The 15,370-nt window shown below is 66.0% G+C and carries 18 protein-coding genes; 1 reads left to right on the top strand and 17 read right to left on the bottom strand.

Features of this window, described 5'->3' with window-relative positions; all coding sequences use genetic code 11:
• The 10 genes from GPA27_RS25620 to GPA27_RS25580 form a co-directional block, all read right to left on the bottom strand.
• On the bottom strand, positions 1-349 hold a 349-nt coding region (locus GPA27_RS25620), incomplete at its 3' end, for a helix-turn-helix domain-containing protein (protein WP_211165238.1).
• Between the two features lie 445 nt (positions 350-794).
• Entirely contained in the window at positions 795-1,385 is a 591-nt protein-coding gene (locus GPA27_RS25615) for a JAB domain-containing protein (protein WP_169143268.1), read from the bottom strand.
• Positions 1,386-1,761: 376 nt separating this feature from the next.
• On the bottom strand, positions 1,762-1,992 hold the full coding sequence (locus GPA27_RS29560; protein ID WP_169143267.1) for a zinc finger domain-containing protein: 231 nt from the start codon (positions 1,990-1,992) through the stop codon (positions 1,762-1,764).
• Between the two features lie 16 nt (positions 1,993-2,008).
• Positions 2,009-2,641 (bottom strand): hypothetical protein, encoded by a 633-nt coding sequence (locus GPA27_RS25610; protein WP_169143266.1) that lies wholly within the window; start codon positions 2,639-2,641, stop codon positions 2,009-2,011.
• A 26-nt stretch (positions 2,642-2,667) separates the two neighbouring features.
• Positions 2,668-3,585, bottom strand: coding sequence for a transglycosylase SLT domain-containing protein (locus GPA27_RS25605; protein WP_169143265.1), 918 nt, complete (start codon positions 3,583-3,585; stop codon positions 2,668-2,670).
• Positions 3,586-3,595: 10 nt separating this feature from the next.
• Entirely contained in the window at positions 3,596-4,156 is a 561-nt protein-coding gene (locus tag GPA27_RS25600) for a hypothetical protein (protein WP_169143264.1), read from the bottom strand.
• 10 nt (positions 4,157-4,166) lie between these two features.
• Entirely contained in the window at positions 4,167-4,706 is a 540-nt protein-coding gene (locus tag GPA27_RS25595; protein ID WP_169143263.1) for a PFL_4695 family integrating conjugative element protein, read from the bottom strand.
• A gap of 5 nt (positions 4,707-4,711) precedes the next feature.
• Positions 4,712-5,737, bottom strand: a complete 1,026-nt coding sequence (locus tag GPA27_RS25590; protein ID WP_169143262.1) for a TIGR03756 family integrating conjugative element protein — start codon at positions 5,735-5,737, stop codon at positions 4,712-4,714.
• Between the two features lie 11 nt (positions 5,738-5,748).
• Entirely contained in the window at positions 5,749-6,168 is a 420-nt protein-coding gene (locus tag GPA27_RS25585) for a TIGR03757 family integrating conjugative element protein (RefSeq protein ID WP_169143261.1), read from the bottom strand.
• Positions 6,165-6,986, bottom strand: a complete 822-nt coding sequence (locus GPA27_RS25580) for a DsbC family protein (RefSeq protein ID WP_169143260.1) — start codon at positions 6,984-6,986, stop codon at positions 6,165-6,167. The genes GPA27_RS25585 and GPA27_RS25580 overlap by 4 nt, the downstream gene beginning before the upstream one ends.
• Positions 6,987-7,018: 32 nt before the next feature.
• Here GPA27_RS25580 and GPA27_RS25575 point away from each other — a divergent pair, with 32 nt between their 5' ends.
• On the top strand, positions 7,019-7,327 hold the full coding sequence (locus GPA27_RS25575; protein WP_169143259.1) for a hypothetical protein: 309 nt from the start codon (positions 7,019-7,021) through the stop codon (positions 7,325-7,327).
• A 14-nt stretch (positions 7,328-7,341) separates the two neighbouring features.
• Here the strand turns inward: GPA27_RS25575 and GPA27_RS25570 are convergent, their stop codons facing one another.
• From GPA27_RS25570 to GPA27_RS25540, 7 genes are all read right to left on the bottom strand, one after another.
• Positions 7,342-8,931, bottom strand: coding sequence for a conjugal transfer protein TraG N-terminal domain-containing protein (locus GPA27_RS25570; RefSeq protein ID WP_169143258.1), 1,590 nt, complete (start codon positions 8,929-8,931; stop codon positions 7,342-7,344).
• An 11-nt stretch (positions 8,932-8,942) separates the two neighbouring features.
• A complete protein-coding gene (locus tag GPA27_RS25565) occupies positions 8,943-9,254 on the bottom strand; it encodes a hypothetical protein (RefSeq protein ID WP_169143257.1) in 312 nt (103 codons plus the stop codon).
• A gap of 62 nt (positions 9,255-9,316) precedes the next feature.
• Positions 9,317-10,636: an integrating conjugative element protein gene (locus GPA27_RS25560; protein WP_169143256.1), complete on the bottom strand. Its 1,320-nt coding sequence runs from the start codon at positions 10,634-10,636 to the stop codon at positions 9,317-9,319.
• Positions 10,633-11,169, bottom strand: coding sequence for a hypothetical protein (locus GPA27_RS25555; protein WP_169143255.1), 537 nt, complete (start codon positions 11,167-11,169; stop codon positions 10,633-10,635). Before GPA27_RS25555 ends, GPA27_RS25560 begins: the two co-directional genes overlap by 4 nt.
• Positions 11,169-14,018: a conjugative transfer ATPase gene (locus GPA27_RS25550; protein ID WP_169143254.1), complete on the bottom strand. Its 2,850-nt coding sequence runs from the start codon at positions 14,016-14,018 to the stop codon at positions 11,169-11,171. Before GPA27_RS25550 ends, GPA27_RS25555 begins: the two co-directional genes overlap by 1 nt.
• Positions 14,019-14,031: 13 nt before the next feature.
• Positions 14,032-14,541, bottom strand: a complete 510-nt coding sequence (locus GPA27_RS25545; protein WP_169143253.1) for a TIGR03751 family conjugal transfer lipoprotein — start codon at positions 14,539-14,541, stop codon at positions 14,032-14,034.
• The coding region (locus tag GPA27_RS25540) for a TIGR03752 family integrating conjugative element protein (protein ID WP_169143252.1) at positions 14,528-15,370 on the bottom strand (843 nt) is incomplete at its 5' end. The genes GPA27_RS25545 and GPA27_RS25540, both read right to left, overlap by 14 nt.

The following is a 15,370-nucleotide window of genomic DNA, read 5'->3' as shown; positions in this document are numbered from 1 at the left end:
GGGTGACGCCGACGGGAGGGGTGACACCGACGGGAGCCGTCTTTCGGGCCGCCGCCCCGTCCGCCAACCCCTTGAGCTTCGCGACGTTGAGCTGATACTGCTTGGTGGTGCCGGGCGCGCCACCATTGGCATGCCCGACCACCTTGAGGTATCCCGCCTCTTCAAAACCGTGAATGATCCTGCGGGCCTGCTTTTCCGACACACGGATCTTTTCCGCAACAGCTTTCATCGACGGGTGGAGGCTCCCGCCCTCGTCATTGCACCAGTCGGCGAGGGCGAGCATTGCCAGCATCTCGCTTCCGGACGCAGGGAAGCCTTCCCACACGAGGGACATGACCTTGATGCTCACGAAGACGGTACCTCGCCCGCGCGGGCCGTGGGTCGAGGAGGGCAGCGCATCTCTTGATCGGCGTGAATCAAGCCGTCGAATTGACGCCCGGGACATGCTGCCTGTGATTCCTCCATGTGCTTTCCTCGCTGGCATTCGTGGTCCGAGATGGTCGATACATGCCAAGGCAGTCCGATGGCGATTGCATCGGCCGCGGGGCGGGGCATCAGTACGGGTCGAGGTCAGAGCGGCGGGAGGCGCCGGTCGACGAGCAAGGAAATGCGCGAGTGCCGCGCGAAGCGAGAGATCAAGAGCGTCCCCGCCGGGTCTCGAGTGACGGCATGGCGCCTTCGAGATAGCACAAAAATACCGGCCAGACCGTGGTTTGGCAAGTGCAGGGGAATTCGCTGGCGAATTCCCCTGACGGATCGACGCCACGGCTACGGCGGCCGCAGGATAGGCAAGACTACAGGAGCCCCCGCTGGGCGAAGGACACGTCCGCAGTGCCTGCGATGACGAAGTGGTCGAGCACCTTCACATCGACCGTGGCGAGTGCCTCCCTCAGTCGCTGGGTCAGGAGCTCATCGGCCGTCGAAGGCTCCGACGCGCCCGAAGGGTGCTGGTGCGAGAAGATCACGCCGGCTGCGCGAAGCTCGAGCGCTCGTCGCACTATCTCGCGGGGATAGACGCTGGTCTGGGTCAGCGTGCCGCGAAACGCCTCTTCGGCGCGGATAAGGTGGTTTCGGGCATTGAGGTACAGCACCACGAAGATCTCATACGGGAGCCCCTCGAAGAACGTCCGGAGGAACTGCCTGACGACATCAGGCGAGTCGAGAACGTTCCGGGTTGTCAGTTGCTCGGCGAAGCTGCGGTGCAGAACCTCGATCGCGCAGGCGAGCGCCTCCCATGCCGGGGTGCGCGGCTCCCGGGCAAGGTCGACGATCTTGCTCCAGGATCCATCGCAGTGCTCCCAGATGTCCTCGGCTTCGGGGCCGAAGAAGCGCTCGAGCAGTGCGGCATCCGCAAGGGACGTTTGAGAGGAAAAGAAGGACAACATCGGCGTCTCCTTGGAGAAATGCGGGGAGCGCCGTGTTCCCGCGGGAAAACAACTCCCCACGGGATTGACGAGAAACTGATCCTTGACCCCGAGCCCGAAGGCCGTTCCGGTTACAGGGGCTGACCGGACGCAACGCAGCCGCGCGGCTGGGCGTTGAAGACATGCTAGTTGGCGCGTCGCACGATTTCAATGTCAGACGGCACCCCTTGTGGCAGTGCGCGGCCTCGCTGACCTCACACGCCAGTGCGAATCGCCCCGGCGCCAACGCGCTTGTCCACAGAAACTGGGGATAGAGCTGTGGATAAACAGCGAAGGTCCTTAGCTGTCAGGGGCATGGCGCACAGTTCGAGAAAGGAGCGAATGTGCCGAAATGTCGTTAACCAGGAATTGAACCTCGGCCGTTGCAGGACGGGCACAGCTGGAATTCTCTGCTCGTCTCGACGCCGTATCCGTGACATGCCTGGCAGGTGTCGGCGCTGAACCGCGGATCGTCGGTCGAGGAGCGTCGGTCGCGACCGGTGCCTCCGCACGAGTGGCAAGTGCGCTCGCTTGCTACGAGGGTTTCGCCGGCCCCGCGGCACAGCGGGCAAGGACGTTCATCGAGCATGGTGAGGCTCCGGTGGTCAGAAGGTATTGTCGAGGCTCAAGCGGATCTTGGCCGGCAGATCCCGCCAGCCGGCGGGGTCATCGGTGGTGACGCAATACTCGCCGGTGACGCGGGTGCCGGAGCCGTCGCGGGCGAGGTCGAGCCGCAGCTTGTACTGGCGCCGGCCGTTGGCCACGTCGGGGGAATGCACTACCTGTTCAAGGCGGTACAGCGCGCCGGGAGCGGTCTCGTGGAGATAACCCGCGATGTAGAGTCCCGCCTCGCCGGTTCCTGATTGAACCTTGGCCTGGTTCGGAGTAACGAAGCTGTACCGGCTCATCACCTGCACATAAGTTGAATCGACGTCGCGAACAGAGCGTGTGGAGAATGGGTTGCACACCACGTTCTTGCGCCAGTTCCGATAGATCTTCTTGCCGAGGGTATCTTCGGGCGAGTCGAGATTCGTCATGGTCGGTGCGCTCGGGCTCGACTGCTGTCGCACCCGCTCGCGCGTTTCGTCGGCCTCGCGTCTGGCTTGCTCCTCGCAGGCCTTGCGATCGGTCGCGCCCATGCACTTGACGCCGAAGATCAGGCCGTCGAGCACGTCGGCGCGAGCGGGCTGCAGGGGCGCCACCAGAAGGAGGGCGGCGAGGTATGGCGTTCGTTTCATCATCGCCTCCATGGAACTCATCAGACCTACATCATGATGAGCAGCACAATCCATGTCAGAACAATAGCGCGACCGATGTCGACCGCGAGATCCCGCTTTGTATCAAATCCCTCCGACAGGCCGCGCCACTTGGCGACGACGACCCATGCGATCCAGGTAACGAGGGCCATTGCCGCGATTCCGACCAGCAACTGCCGGACCTGCCCCATCTGGTAGCCGGTGGCGCCGAAGAAGCCCTGGGCGGCGGAGGTGTAGCCGAAGCTCGTGCCCTTGAGCACGGCGGCGGAGCCTGTCCCGGCCGTCGGCTTCAAGGGGGCAGGGGTATGGACATAGCCGCCCGGCGAGCCGCTTGAGGGCGTGGCGGCGAGGACCTCGGCGTGGCTCGGGGGAGTGAAGGCCAGTGTATAGCCGGCAAACTGCCCCAGGTAGGAGACGAGCTTGGTGCCGTTGCCGTCGGCCGGATCGGTCGCCCCATCCGATCTCAACCACTCCCCTACGGCGCCAGCGCCGACAAGGTGTGCCGCGGCGACGAGACCCGACGCGGTGATGGGGATGCCATTGATCGTCGTCCCCAGATAGCTTTCGGCGCCATGGACTTTCTTGAGCGTGTTCCACACCTGCTCGTGGTAAGCGGTTACCGCTTGGATCTGAGCGTCGGGATTCGCAAGAAGATCGGCCAGCGAATTGACCCCGTACTTGCCGGTAAAGCTGCCCGTCCAGTCGTTGGTCTTCGGCGTGCCGTCGCCGGCGTAGAGGCCTGCGTCCTGCAGGGCTGCCTCGCCGAACTGGAAAAGACCGACGTGACCGAACTGGTTGGTGACCGCCGGGTTCATCGTGCTCTCCCGCTGCCCGAGCGCTTTGAGGAAATCGGTGTAGGCCACGCCGGCCCGGACTAGGCCGGCCAGCAGAAGCAGGACGAGCGCGAGCTGCATACGGGCGTTCATGCCACGTCTCCTATTGGCTTGGGCACGGTGTGCCGTCGGGCCTGATGGAGCGCGCGTACCGGTACCTACCGTCCGCGGCGAGGCGCCACACCCCTTGGCACAACCCACGGCCGCCGACGGCCAGGTCGTGCCACCCCTCGGTCGTTGTTGGCAGCACGCGGTAGGCGGCCGCCGTGACGTCGAGGCGCTGGCTCCAGCGCCCGTCGAGGCGTTTGGCGAACAGCCAGACGCTGCTGCCCGTCATCCCCGACGTGCAGGTATTGCCGGCGACAACGAAGACCTCGGGGCCGTCGTCGCCGTTCAGGTCTACGAGGGTCACCTCGGGATGCATCGCCGTTTCGCAGCCTGGGAGGCTGCTCACGACGACGCCGTTGCGCAGGGCGAGAGGCGTGAGGGCCGCGAGCTCGGCCCGGTCTGTTTGAGACAACGCGGCAGGCGGCACCGCGGCGAAGAGCGCGGCGGCAAGCGTCTGTAACTCGCCGTGCGACGTGTCTGCGGCCAGCGGCACGCCCGAATAGGCGAGGGCAAAGCCGATGGCAAGCCCCTGCGGGAGGTTGCTTCTCTGACTCATGGTGTGCCTCCTACTGCGAAATCGCCCCGTCGGCGCCGATGAGGACGGGCCAGACGTGAATCCCGGCCGCCTCGAGGAGCGCATCGGCCGACATGGGCACCATGTACAGGTCGACCGAGGTCCGCAGGCGCAGGAAATCCTCCGGGGTGCCCAGCGACGCGACGATTCCCCGCGCGCCCATCCGACGTAATGCGTCCGCGTTGCGCTGCAGCCAGTCGAGGGAGGCCGGGTCGTCGCCGACGATGAAGATGGACTGCCCGGGTCCGCCCGGCAGCTTGCTGGGCATTGGGTTCTGCAGCAACCGACCGGGCCCCGCGCGGATCGAGACCACCGGGAAGAGCTGAGGCGGCTGTGGTTGCGCCGGTATGTAGCGTGCCGGCTCGCGAGCCGCTTCGCCGGCGTCGTCGGCGAAAGGCTCGAAGTATGGCGCGAGCGGCACGCCTCCGGCGTCGTGGATGACGGTGGGCGGCCGGCTTGCAAGGGGGGCCGCCGACCAGGACGGCGCGGCGAAAAGAACGGCCAGCATGGGGATGAAACGGATCGGATTCATCGCATTCACCACAAGCCGAACTGGATGCTGCCAAGAAAGATCTGGCCGCGCACCCGGCAGCAGGCGTACGGACGCCACAGCGTGTAGGCATAGCTTCCGGAACGGGTGGTCATGGCGTCGCCATAGGAGACTGGGCTCGCAGTGTCATTGAGCCCGAAGACGTGGCAGGGTGTGGGAAGCGCGACGTTCATCTGCCACAGGCCCCCCATCGGATCGTTCTCCCGCGCCGGCGGCGGATCCCACACCAGCTGACCGCGCCGGCGCCGTGTGCCGCCCGAGGCGACGTAGGCGTAGACGTGCGGTTGCGCCGGCCGGGTGATGAAATCGGCGATGCGCTGCGACAGGACCGCGGCGGCCTTGACCTCGTGCTGTTGCACCACCTCGCCGGTGCGTGGATAGAGGTTGCCCCAGGTGTTGAGTGGCCAGGTGCCGACCTCGCGCATGCCCGGCACCCAGGAGGCCGGAAGCAGGAGCTCTGCCGGCAGATAAGAACGCCACACGGCCGCGTCCAGGGTCGATTGGTAGTAGGGCACGAAGGGAGTAACGGCCGAGGGGCAGGTGACGAGGTCGGGCAGTCCAGCCGCGGGATGGCCGATGACATCCGCGTCGCGGAAGCGCCGCTGCTTGTCTGTGCGATCGGTCTGAGAGTGTGTGCCGGCGCTGTCGGCCAGGTCGACGCCGAGCAGTGTCCCGAGGAGGCCTTGGCTCGCGGCTGCGAGCGGGATGCCGATCTCGGGCCAGGGGTGCGTGGCTGCATCGTGGTAGGTGCTTACTACCAGGTCGGGGGCGAAGTGGCTGAAGCGGGTGGATGTTCGGATGGAGCAGCCGACGGGCGTGCACTGCAACCAGTAGCAGATCCCCGAAACATGCCACGCGCTGCAGGCCGGATAGCTCGCGACAGCCTGGGCGAGAAGGGCGGCGGCGGTGGTGAACTCCACCGCACCCGACAGGGGCGCGCAGGTGACGACGCAGACGGCCAGGAGCGCGTGCAGACGCGGCGCCGTGGTCGACCGGGTGACGGGAGCGTGCATGCTGCTTCCTCCTACCGGCCGCGCCGGGCACGCCATGTCTGGTAGATGGCGCGGGCCTGATCCACGTCCTCCACGCCGTAAACCACGGCCGCCCCATCGAAGACGATCGCCGGTACCTTGGTGAGCCGGTACTGCATGGCCGCGGCCAGGCCCTGTGCGCTGATCCCGATCGCCCGGCGGTCAGCCTCGGTGAGCGCCTCGAAGCGGCGCCTGGCGATCGCTTCGGCCTGGGCGGGGTCGGGAAGCAGCCCGGCGGACAGGGCGGCATTGATTCGCTCCATGCCGTCTATGTGATAGACCGTCGCCGTTCCCGTGCCGCGCACGTGCTGGGTGCCGAGCAGGAAGACCTCGACCCGCTTCTGGGCCTGGACGGGCGGAAGGGCGGCGGCGCAGGCGAGTGACGCGACGAACCGGCGCATCGTCGTGTTCACTTGCTTGCTTTCCCGGCAGTGCGCGTCAGGGCTTCCTCGAGTTCGGGGCCGGGGATCGCACCGACCACCCGGCGCCCGTCGGCCAGCACGAGGGTGGGCGTGTTGCGGATACCACGGCTACGCCCGAACTCGACGATCCGCCCGACCCGCTCCATGGCCGGCTCGCAGTGAGGCTCGATCTGCCGTGGCGCCGGCGCGCCTTCCATGTAGGCCTGCCATTGACCGGCCTGTTGACCGCCCGTGCCGCACCAGGCGGCCACCGCAGCGGGAATCGATTCGGGGGAGACAACGGGGTACGTGAAGGTGTAGATCGTCACATTGTCGAGTGCGGCGAGCGTAGGCTGCAGCGACCGGCACGCGGGGCAAGCCGGATCCTCGAACACGGCGAGCCGCCTCGAGCCGTTCCCGCGCACTGTCTTGATCGCAAGGTCGAGCGGCAGATCGGCGAAGGCGATTGCCGTGAGCGCTTCGAGCCTCGCCTGAGTGAGGTCGCGGCGATCAACCATGTCCACCAAGCGACCCTCCACGAAGGCGTAGCGTCCGGTCGCGTCCACATAGAAGACGTCCGTTCCATTGACGATTTCGTAGATGCCGGAAACTGGCGTGGGGGCCACCGAGTCGGGCCGGACCTGTCCGGCGGTGTTGCGCGTGATGGCGGCCTTGATGTCGTCGGACGCCTTGATCGGATCGGCCGTAGCGATGCCGACGGAGAAGGACAGGAGGATCGCGCCCGCCACCACGTGGCTTACAGCGCGGTACATCTTCGAGGTGTACGTACCGGATCGGGCGGCGTATGTTTTAGGGTGGGCTATTGTCATTGGTACATTCCTCACGCGTGTAGGAGGTACGTATGAAGCCAATTGCGAACCTGATCCGCGCGATGTTCGTTTGCGCGTTTGCTCTTCTGGCGGGCATGGGGAAGCTGTTGGCTTTCTTCCTGACGACAGGGCGTGATGCGGATGCAGAGAACCATGAACGCGGCACTGACGCGTTCGGGCGAAATGACATCGCGCCGTTCGACTACGGACCTTTTGGGGGCCTGGACAGTACCGAGGGGGCTTACACCGGTTACACGGTGCACGGTCGCGAACCGATCTCTGTCGGTCGCAACGGGGAGAGGGTCGGCGCATATTCCGGCGACCCGATCGTCCATTTCTGAGTCTGACGCCATCATCATCGTCCCCGCCGGAGTGTGTGCCCGACACCACCGACAAAGCGGGTGGCGATCTGTGCTCCGGATTGACCCGCCGCCATGCCCGCTGTAATTGCACTGTGCTTCATGGCATCGATGCCATGCACTACGTGCAGGCTCGCCCATCCCATCATCCCGCTCCAGATCAGGGGCAGGCCGAGATAAAGGCCGATGAGGAGCGTATTCAAGGTGCTACGCTTGAGCGCCGCGTCGAACTCCAGGTGCAGGACGTTGAGTAGAAGGTGCTCGGCGTCCGGGTACATCGCGATCCACAGGTGTTCGTCGATCCACATCGCGATGTACCAAAGGACCGCCCAAAGCTTGACCGTGAAGATGGCAAGCGCGCCCAGGAACATGATCTGAAGGCTGTAGCGCCCGAAGACCAGGATCAGGGGCAGGAACATGTAGATGCCCATGAGGATCAGGGGCTGGGCAAGGGTTGCGAACTGGATGATGGGAAAGCGGGAAGCCTGGGTGTGGAGCGCCTTGTTCACCATCCCCGCCATCCCTGCGACGTCGGGTCCGGCTCCGAGTAAGGCCTGGTACCAACGGCGATTGTCATCGGGGAGCATCGTTTCGGGCGCGAGCGCCGGATTTGACCGCCCCGTGGCCAGCCTTGCCAAACCGTCCTCCCGCTTCTCGACGGCTACTGGGCTGAACACCAGCGCCACCTTCTCGGTCAGCGAGGTGGGTATCGCCGCGAGATTGCCGACGCCCTTGACCAGCTTGGCTCGCACCCCGATCGCAGGATCCGCCCACCATTCGAGACAGGTGGGGCGCCCGTAGTCCGGGACTGCGGTGTTGGCATCCATATCCGCATCCCGGACGGCCTTGTCGAGAGCGAACCCCGGCACGCCGGCACGCGCATGCAGGGCCGGGTAGAGGTTCGGGTCGGCCTGAAAAGCGTGGCTTCCCATCCAGTCGGGATCCCCTTCGCCGTAGGCCTCCAGCGCGGCAGTCGCGGCAGGGGATGGTGGATTTTCGAGATAACGGGACCGGCCCGGCAGGTAGCATTCGTTGTAGAAGCGCTGCACCTCCGCGCGCAGGGTCGGATCCTCCACCGCGGCGGAGCGGGCGAATTCTTCCACTTCCCGGAGGCCGCTCAAGCCGCCCGAGATGCCGCCGCGCACCGCATCATTGAACCCGGCAGACAGGCCCATGACGGAAAACCACCAGGGGGGCAGCGCAAGGTTCTGCGGCACCGAGCTGAAGGCATCGTCGTAGGTGCTGTCCGAGCTCGTTCCGGTTGCAGTGGCGGGAGCCGGATTGAGCGCGGTCGCTGCGGGCGTGTGGCGGAGACTGACGTTTTGGAGGCTGGTGCCGACCGGCGTGAAGCAGAAGGCCATGACGAAGATGGCGGTCCAGAACTCGACCTCCATTTTCCTCACCATCCAGGCCGCATCGGCGCCTTCGACGGCGTTCATTTCATGGGCGCGCAACCAGGTGCCGATGATGATGAAGAGGAAGGGGAGGAAGATGATGCCAGTGTCCACGAGGATGTCGCGAAAGATGCCCGCGAACGCCCAGCCGTACATGGTGGTGAAGAGCTCCAGGTAACTGTCGACGCTCACGGCAGGTCCTCCTACATGCTGAGGCCGAATGGAATTCCGAGCACCACGAGGAGCTCGATGAAGAGCAGGCCGATGCAGATCCGATGGCGCGCGCCCAAGAAGGCCGCGCGGGCTTCGTTGGGCCAGTGCGCCGGCAAGCGGCGGGTAAGCCACGGCCAGGCAAGCCACAGGGCGCCGATCGCGAGGAGGTGTAATCCGGCAAGGTACGGTTTGATCCGCCCGACGACCTGATGCAGGACCTCCAGATCGTCGCGGAATCCGAGCGCAATCAGCGCTACCACGACGAAGGCGGCGAGCCCGACAATCGCCAGCAGTGCGGTCATGACGGAGCGGGCGAGAGGACGAGCGACGAGGCGTCGGCGCCGCGACGGCAACGGGTGAACCGTCATTTCCTGACCCGCCCGTCGATCATGGGTCGCTGGTCGACCGGCTGCTGTACGGCGTTCGCGGCCGAAGCGGCGCGGGCTGCGTGATAATTGTCCAGCAGGATGGTCGCCGTTTCGGAGATGACGCGTTTACGGACGTTGGCCTCGTAGAGCACGTCGTCGATGTGGCGATTCAGCTCGGCGAGCTTCGATTCGATCTGTGTATTGGCGGTCTTGTACACCTCGGGGATCATCCGTCCCGTCAGGAGCAGGTTCCGGATGATCAGTGCCTTGTCGACGGTCCTGGCCAGTGCCACGTCCTGGACCAGGCGCTGGCGCGCAATACCTTGCTCGATGGCAGGGAGCTCGCGAATGGCGTCGACGAGCTCGCGGGTCACGACGATACCGGGAGCGGAGGCCGCCGCCAGATCCGTCCCGCGGGGTACGGCGTTGGCAAATACGGCGTCGACTTGCCGTTGCACGACCGCGATTTCAAGCTCGAACTTCTGAATCAGGCCAAGGCCGGTCTTCGACTGCGGGACCGGGCAGGCATTTTCCTTGCAGGTACTTATTTCCACATCGCCAAGTACGTCCGTTCCAAACGTGGCGGCGCTTCCCGGAGAGGGAAAGGTCTCTGTCAACTTGACGGCAGGATAGGCTGCTGCCGACGTCTTGGGCGATTGACCCATTGTGACGTTGAAGCCCCCGAATACCGTGTCATACACTATTCGGACAGGCTCCTGGGCGACTCCCCCAGCCTTTTCCCCTCCGACCCAGCTGATGCCCTCATTCCCGGCGCTGGCACCCACCTTGTCCTTCGCCACCACCACATCCCTGGTGACGGTCGCCTGCTGCTTCCAGGCCTCGCCCCGGGCCATGCGAATGAAATCCTCGTAGGGATCCTCGCCGGCCTTGATCTGGGCCTCCATCTCCTCGCAGCTCTTGGTGGCGATCTGGATTGCCACCTCGGCCTTCTTCGCGTAGGTCTGGAATAGCTCGTACAGCCCGGGCGATGCCCGCTGGAACAGGTACAGCGGCAACGCGGCGATGCCGGCCTGAACGGCGTTCGTGACCTGGGTGCCGAGTTGCGCGAACCGGTTCATGAGGTTCTGGAACGAAACCTCGAAGTCATAGGCTCCGCACGAGTAGTGGAGGCGGGCAACCCCCGACAGGGCGAGCTTGTAGGGCACGCCGTGGGGGTTGGCCGCACGCGAAGCGGAATCGCCGCCTCCCAGCCGGTAGTAGAGCCCGGATCGGGTGCTCGGGATGTCCGCGGCCTGGAGGGCCATGGCGGCGAGCCCAAGGAGGACGGCGGCGCCAATGCTTCGCATCGTCTTCATGGGTTCTTCCGTGAGGATTTGATGACACGGCCCGCGAGCTCGGCGGCTGTGCCCGAGAACCGGCCGTCGAGGATCTGGTCGACGGCGACGGGGTGGCGCCCGAGGCGACTCACGAACGGCATCGCGTCCGCAGTGTTGGCGACCGTCAGCGGCAGCCGGATGGCGGCCCATTCCAGCCACTGGAACAGGCGCTCGCCCAGGTGCTGGCGGGCTTTGTCGATGCCGGACACGAGGACCAGAGCCCGCCCGAAGAGCACGGTGTTGAGGTCGTCGTCCAAGTCGTCGCCGTCCACCTCAAGGCCGGCGATGACCCCGGAAATGACGCCTCGGCCGCTCGCCAGGAGGTGGATGTAGGCCACGTCGTCCGGCTCCGAGATCGCCTTGGTGCGGGCCCACAGGGCAAACGCGTCGTCGGGCACGCACTCCAGGAAGAGCAGCCGGTGGTGTCCGCGGGCTTCGGCCGTGACCCGATCGAGCTGCGCGGCCAGGATAAGGTCGGCGGCAAGGGGTTCGCGAGGATCCTGTGTGTCCATCACGCGGCCCTCTTCGCCGCGATCTCGCGGGAAATCGCGTAAGCCGCCTCGAGTTCGGTGCAGCCGGTGGCCTTCATGATGTCCAGGCGCCAGGCCTTCTCGTGCTTCTCCGTCATCGCGAGCGCGATGGCGAGCGGCGGGGGCACGTTCCTGAAGAGGGCCTGCATTTGCGGATTGAGGATCACCCCCTCGGTGTACTTCGGCGGTTCCTTGCGGGCGGACTCCATCAGCGCGCGCTGCTCGGGGGTCAAGGTGCGGAAGCGGGCGACCTGCGCGATCTCGTCGCGATCCATGGTGAGGAGCACCCAGTGCTCGCACATGTTGAGAATGCGGGAGGCAGAGGCCGGAAAGTCCTGCATGTTCTGAGTGCCGAGCCAGTACCACGCGCCGAGCTTCCGCCACATCTTGGTAATCTTGACGGAATAGACGTTCAGCAGATCATTGGCCGTGATGATGTGCCCTTCGTCGGTGAGGTTGATGATGGGGCGGTGGTCATACTGGGTCGCCTCGGCCAGCGCCTGGACGTGGGTGATCAGGGACGTATAGGCGACCGCGAGAGCATCCTCATATCCCTCCTGCGCCAGCGTGCCCATCTCCACGATCGTCACGTCTGCATCCGGCCAGGTCGCGCCGTAGCGGTTGAAGAGCCTTCCCCGCAGACCATCGCAGAACACCATCATCGCCTGGCCCATCTCCTCGGCCCGGTCACGCCGCGAGGGCCCCAGATCCTCGTCGCCACGCATGGCCATCAGGGCCTGGGCGACGTCCTGCACCCGGGGATGTGGCTGGCCGCGGTCGCGGGCCTGGCGCGCGGCGGCCAGGATTCCCCGAGCCACCAGGTAGCGGTCCGCGCGACTCATCTTGCGCATCTCGCATTCCTCTCCGCCAGTAATCATCAGCGTCGTCGCGATGACCATCTCGCCCAGGATGTCGCGCTTGCCGGGGTCCGCACCTTCGTCATCGTCCTCGGGCGACGCGGGGATACCATCGGGGTCCGAGTCCGGGAGCTCATCGTCATCCGCCGTCCCGAATGCCTCGTCGAGGGCCTTGATGCCTTCCTGATCGAAGAGCCGTGGGGCCATCGCGAAGGGTGGCAGACTGACATGCGTATCGGGGGTGAGCTCGACCTGGTTGACGGTGAGCCCGTGGCGGCGCATGTGCTCGCCCAGGAGGCCGAAGGATTTCCCTGCGTCGATGATGAAGAAGCGGGGTCGATAGATCGCCATCATCTGCATCGCGAGATAGCACAGGGTCGCCGACTTGCCGGCGCCGGTCGGACCCAGGGTGAGGAGGTGGGCGTTCTTATTGCGGTCGTGCGGATTCAAGGGGTCGAACAGGAGGGGCTCGCCGCCGCGGTTCCATAGCCAGAAGCCGGGGTTGCCCGTTCCTCGGGCGCGCCCATAGAGGGGAAGCAGGGACGCGATCTGGGAGGCGAAGGCGAGGCGCGAGCGGCGCAGGTGGCGCGCGTCGAACCGGGGGTCGAAGCACATCGGGAGTGCGCGCAGGAAGACGTCGCAGCCGTGCAGCTCGTCTACTGGCTGAATGAAGCGGAGCCCCGATGTATGCAGGGCGGCGGTGAGGTCCGCCACCGTGCGCCCCAGTTGGGAGGTGTCTTCGCCCCGCACGAACAGCGTGAGGTACATCGGGTAGAGCTTGTCGGTGCGCATGTTGTCGAGGACGGCCACTGCCTCGTCGTAGGTGTGAGCGGCTTCGAGGATGTTTGCGCGCGAGGCGCTCTTAATGGCTTCGATGCGACCAGTCATCGTGTCCTGCGGGCAGATCACGACGGTCGCCGAGAGCATCGTGCCTTCGGGAAAGCGGTCGAAGCGCGCGAAGAGCTTGCCGGCATGATCGCGCTCGGCGGTGAAGTGGCCGATCTCGGGGAGCTTGCGCATCGACTGCAGTGCCAGCGCCCGCACGGGCCGGCCGTCGAAAAACCACAGACCGGCCGTCGGATCCGACTTCGGCGCAGCGAGGAAGAGCAACTCCCCAAGATCGAGGTCGTCTGGCGCCTCGTCGGGTTGCGGGTACGGACACAGCCGGAGGAGGTCACCGACGGTTTTGGCGAAGTCGGGTTTCGGGTTGAAGAACGGCAACAGCCACGAGTAGAAGTCCGCGGCGTTCATCGGCCGGGCATGGATGCCGGTCTGCGCCAGGCCGGCGACGAGCCCGCGCGCCGTCTGCTGCAGCGTCTCGACGGGATCGAGGAGCTCCCGGGAGAAGTCGAAGCGCGGCGGGAATCGGCGATAGATGGCGCAACGCACGCGGCGGATCTGGCCGCGCCACCGGTTGCCCGACACCCCCTCATCGAGGAAGAGGCCCTCGGGCCGGGCTACGAGCGACAGATGCTCTGCCATCTCGGCGAGGAAGTGGCGCGTGAAGTCACTCGCGAGAATCTGCCGTGCCCGCTCGGGTGCCTTGGCATGCACCGAGACGATGTAGTCGCGAATGCGTTCGATCTGCCACGAGAGATCTGTGTCGTCGTTGCAGAAGAACTGGACGACCCACGGGGCCTCGTCGTACTCGGGCAGGGCCTGGAGCGCCGCCTGGACCTCCGCGCAGCGCGCCTTGAGATACTGATCGGCGCAGGCCTCGCTCGGCATTGGATCGAGCTCGTAGAGCAGTGCGCGCGAGACGCCGTCCTCGAGGAGGAAGGTGCCGGTCTTCTCGTCGAAGTCCCGCCAGGGCAGCAGGTCGGTGATGCTGGGTGGGCGGGAGGCGAGCCGTGCCCGCTCCCGCACCGGGAGGGGGTTCCTCGGCACGGCGGGCTCGCGGCGCGAAACCTCCGCGTCGGCAGGGGCGGATCCGGCGGTTGGCGCGAGCCCCAGCATGCGAATCAATCCGAGCATGACCGTCGCTCCTTCAGGGTTGGGCCACCCGGCTGGCGCCGGAATCGTGCGCCGACGGGACGCTCGGGGCGGGAGTTGACGTCGAAGCGGACGCCGAAGCGGGCGCGAGCACCGGCCGCAGCGCGTCCGCCTCGCCGGGGAGCAGGTACTCGACCCGCTCGTACATCGGAAACGCCGTCACGTATCCCGGTGCCGGGTACTTCCCTCGGGACAGGTGGGGAAACACGACCATGATGAGATCCGGGTTGGGCAGCCGGGCGAAGCGGCGCTCGAGCTGGAGCATCGCCGGCTCCAGGACGGGGCCGGGCAAGACTTCGGTGGCGGGCCGCAGCGGGAGGGCTTCGCGGGCCCGGATGCGTTCGTACTCGGAGGTACGCTTGCGGTAGATCTCCTCGACGGTGGGCCCGTCGTCCGGCAAGGGCGACTTGCGGGGCCCGGCGACGCTGCAGGCGCCGAGGGCGAGGGCCGCGACCGTGGCAGCTGCGATGAGGCGTGCGAACCGCGGAAAATCAGTCCAGTCCATAGTAACTACCTCGCAGATGGGAAGTCGTGGTTGCCGGGGCGTCTGGACGCCCGTAGTCGATTCGCCGCGCGTCGGGGGCCTTGTCGATCTGGATCTCGGTGTCGATGTGGACGTCCACCTCCCCCCCGGCGCGTACGACGACCGCATCGAAACTGTCAGCGAGCCGGCGCATCAGCCAATTCGTCACCTCGTCGGTGCCGGCGCTCGCCATCTGCCCGAGGATGTAGGTGCCCTTGCTCCCAGTGACCCGGCTGGAGGTTGTGCCGAAGACGTTCTCCGTGGTGGTGGTCTGGGCCGCGGCCGCAGCCTGGCCCGCGATCGACAGGCTCCGCAGGCCAATGGTGTCGGCGAGGACGGCCGGGGCATTGGTCACGAACTGCCCGGGGATGCATGGGTTGCCGTGGCGGTCGGAGATCCAGCCGAGCTTCGGCGCTGCGGCGAGTGAAGGCTTGCCGCCGGCTGCCCCACCGCTTGCGCCGTACAACGGGGTCGTTCCGTCGCGGCGACGGCTGACTGTCTGAATGCTTCCGTCGTTGAAGACGAAGGTCATGGACTGGATGAGGCCCTCGGCGCAGGAGAGCGTCATGTCGCCGATGGCAACGCCCGACACCACGATGCCGGCCAGGTTGCGGGGAAGGTAATGACCATTGGCGGCCAGGTTTTCAGGCCCCAGCAGAAGCTTGAACTGCATCGGATCGGTCACTTTGCCATCCACCGGTACGCGGCCGATGATCACGGTCATGTTGGCGACGCCTGTCAGGGTCGCGTTCTCCGGGATCGTGTAGAAGGGCGTGGGGGCGGGGGCGGCCGTTCTGTCTCTTATACACAA

This window comes from Aromatoleum toluolicum, assembly GCF_012911005.2.
Classification (GTDB): domain Bacteria; phylum Pseudomonadota; class Gammaproteobacteria; order Burkholderiales; family Rhodocyclaceae; genus Aromatoleum; species Aromatoleum toluolicum.
This window is presented reverse-complemented; position numbering and strand designations above follow the sequence as displayed.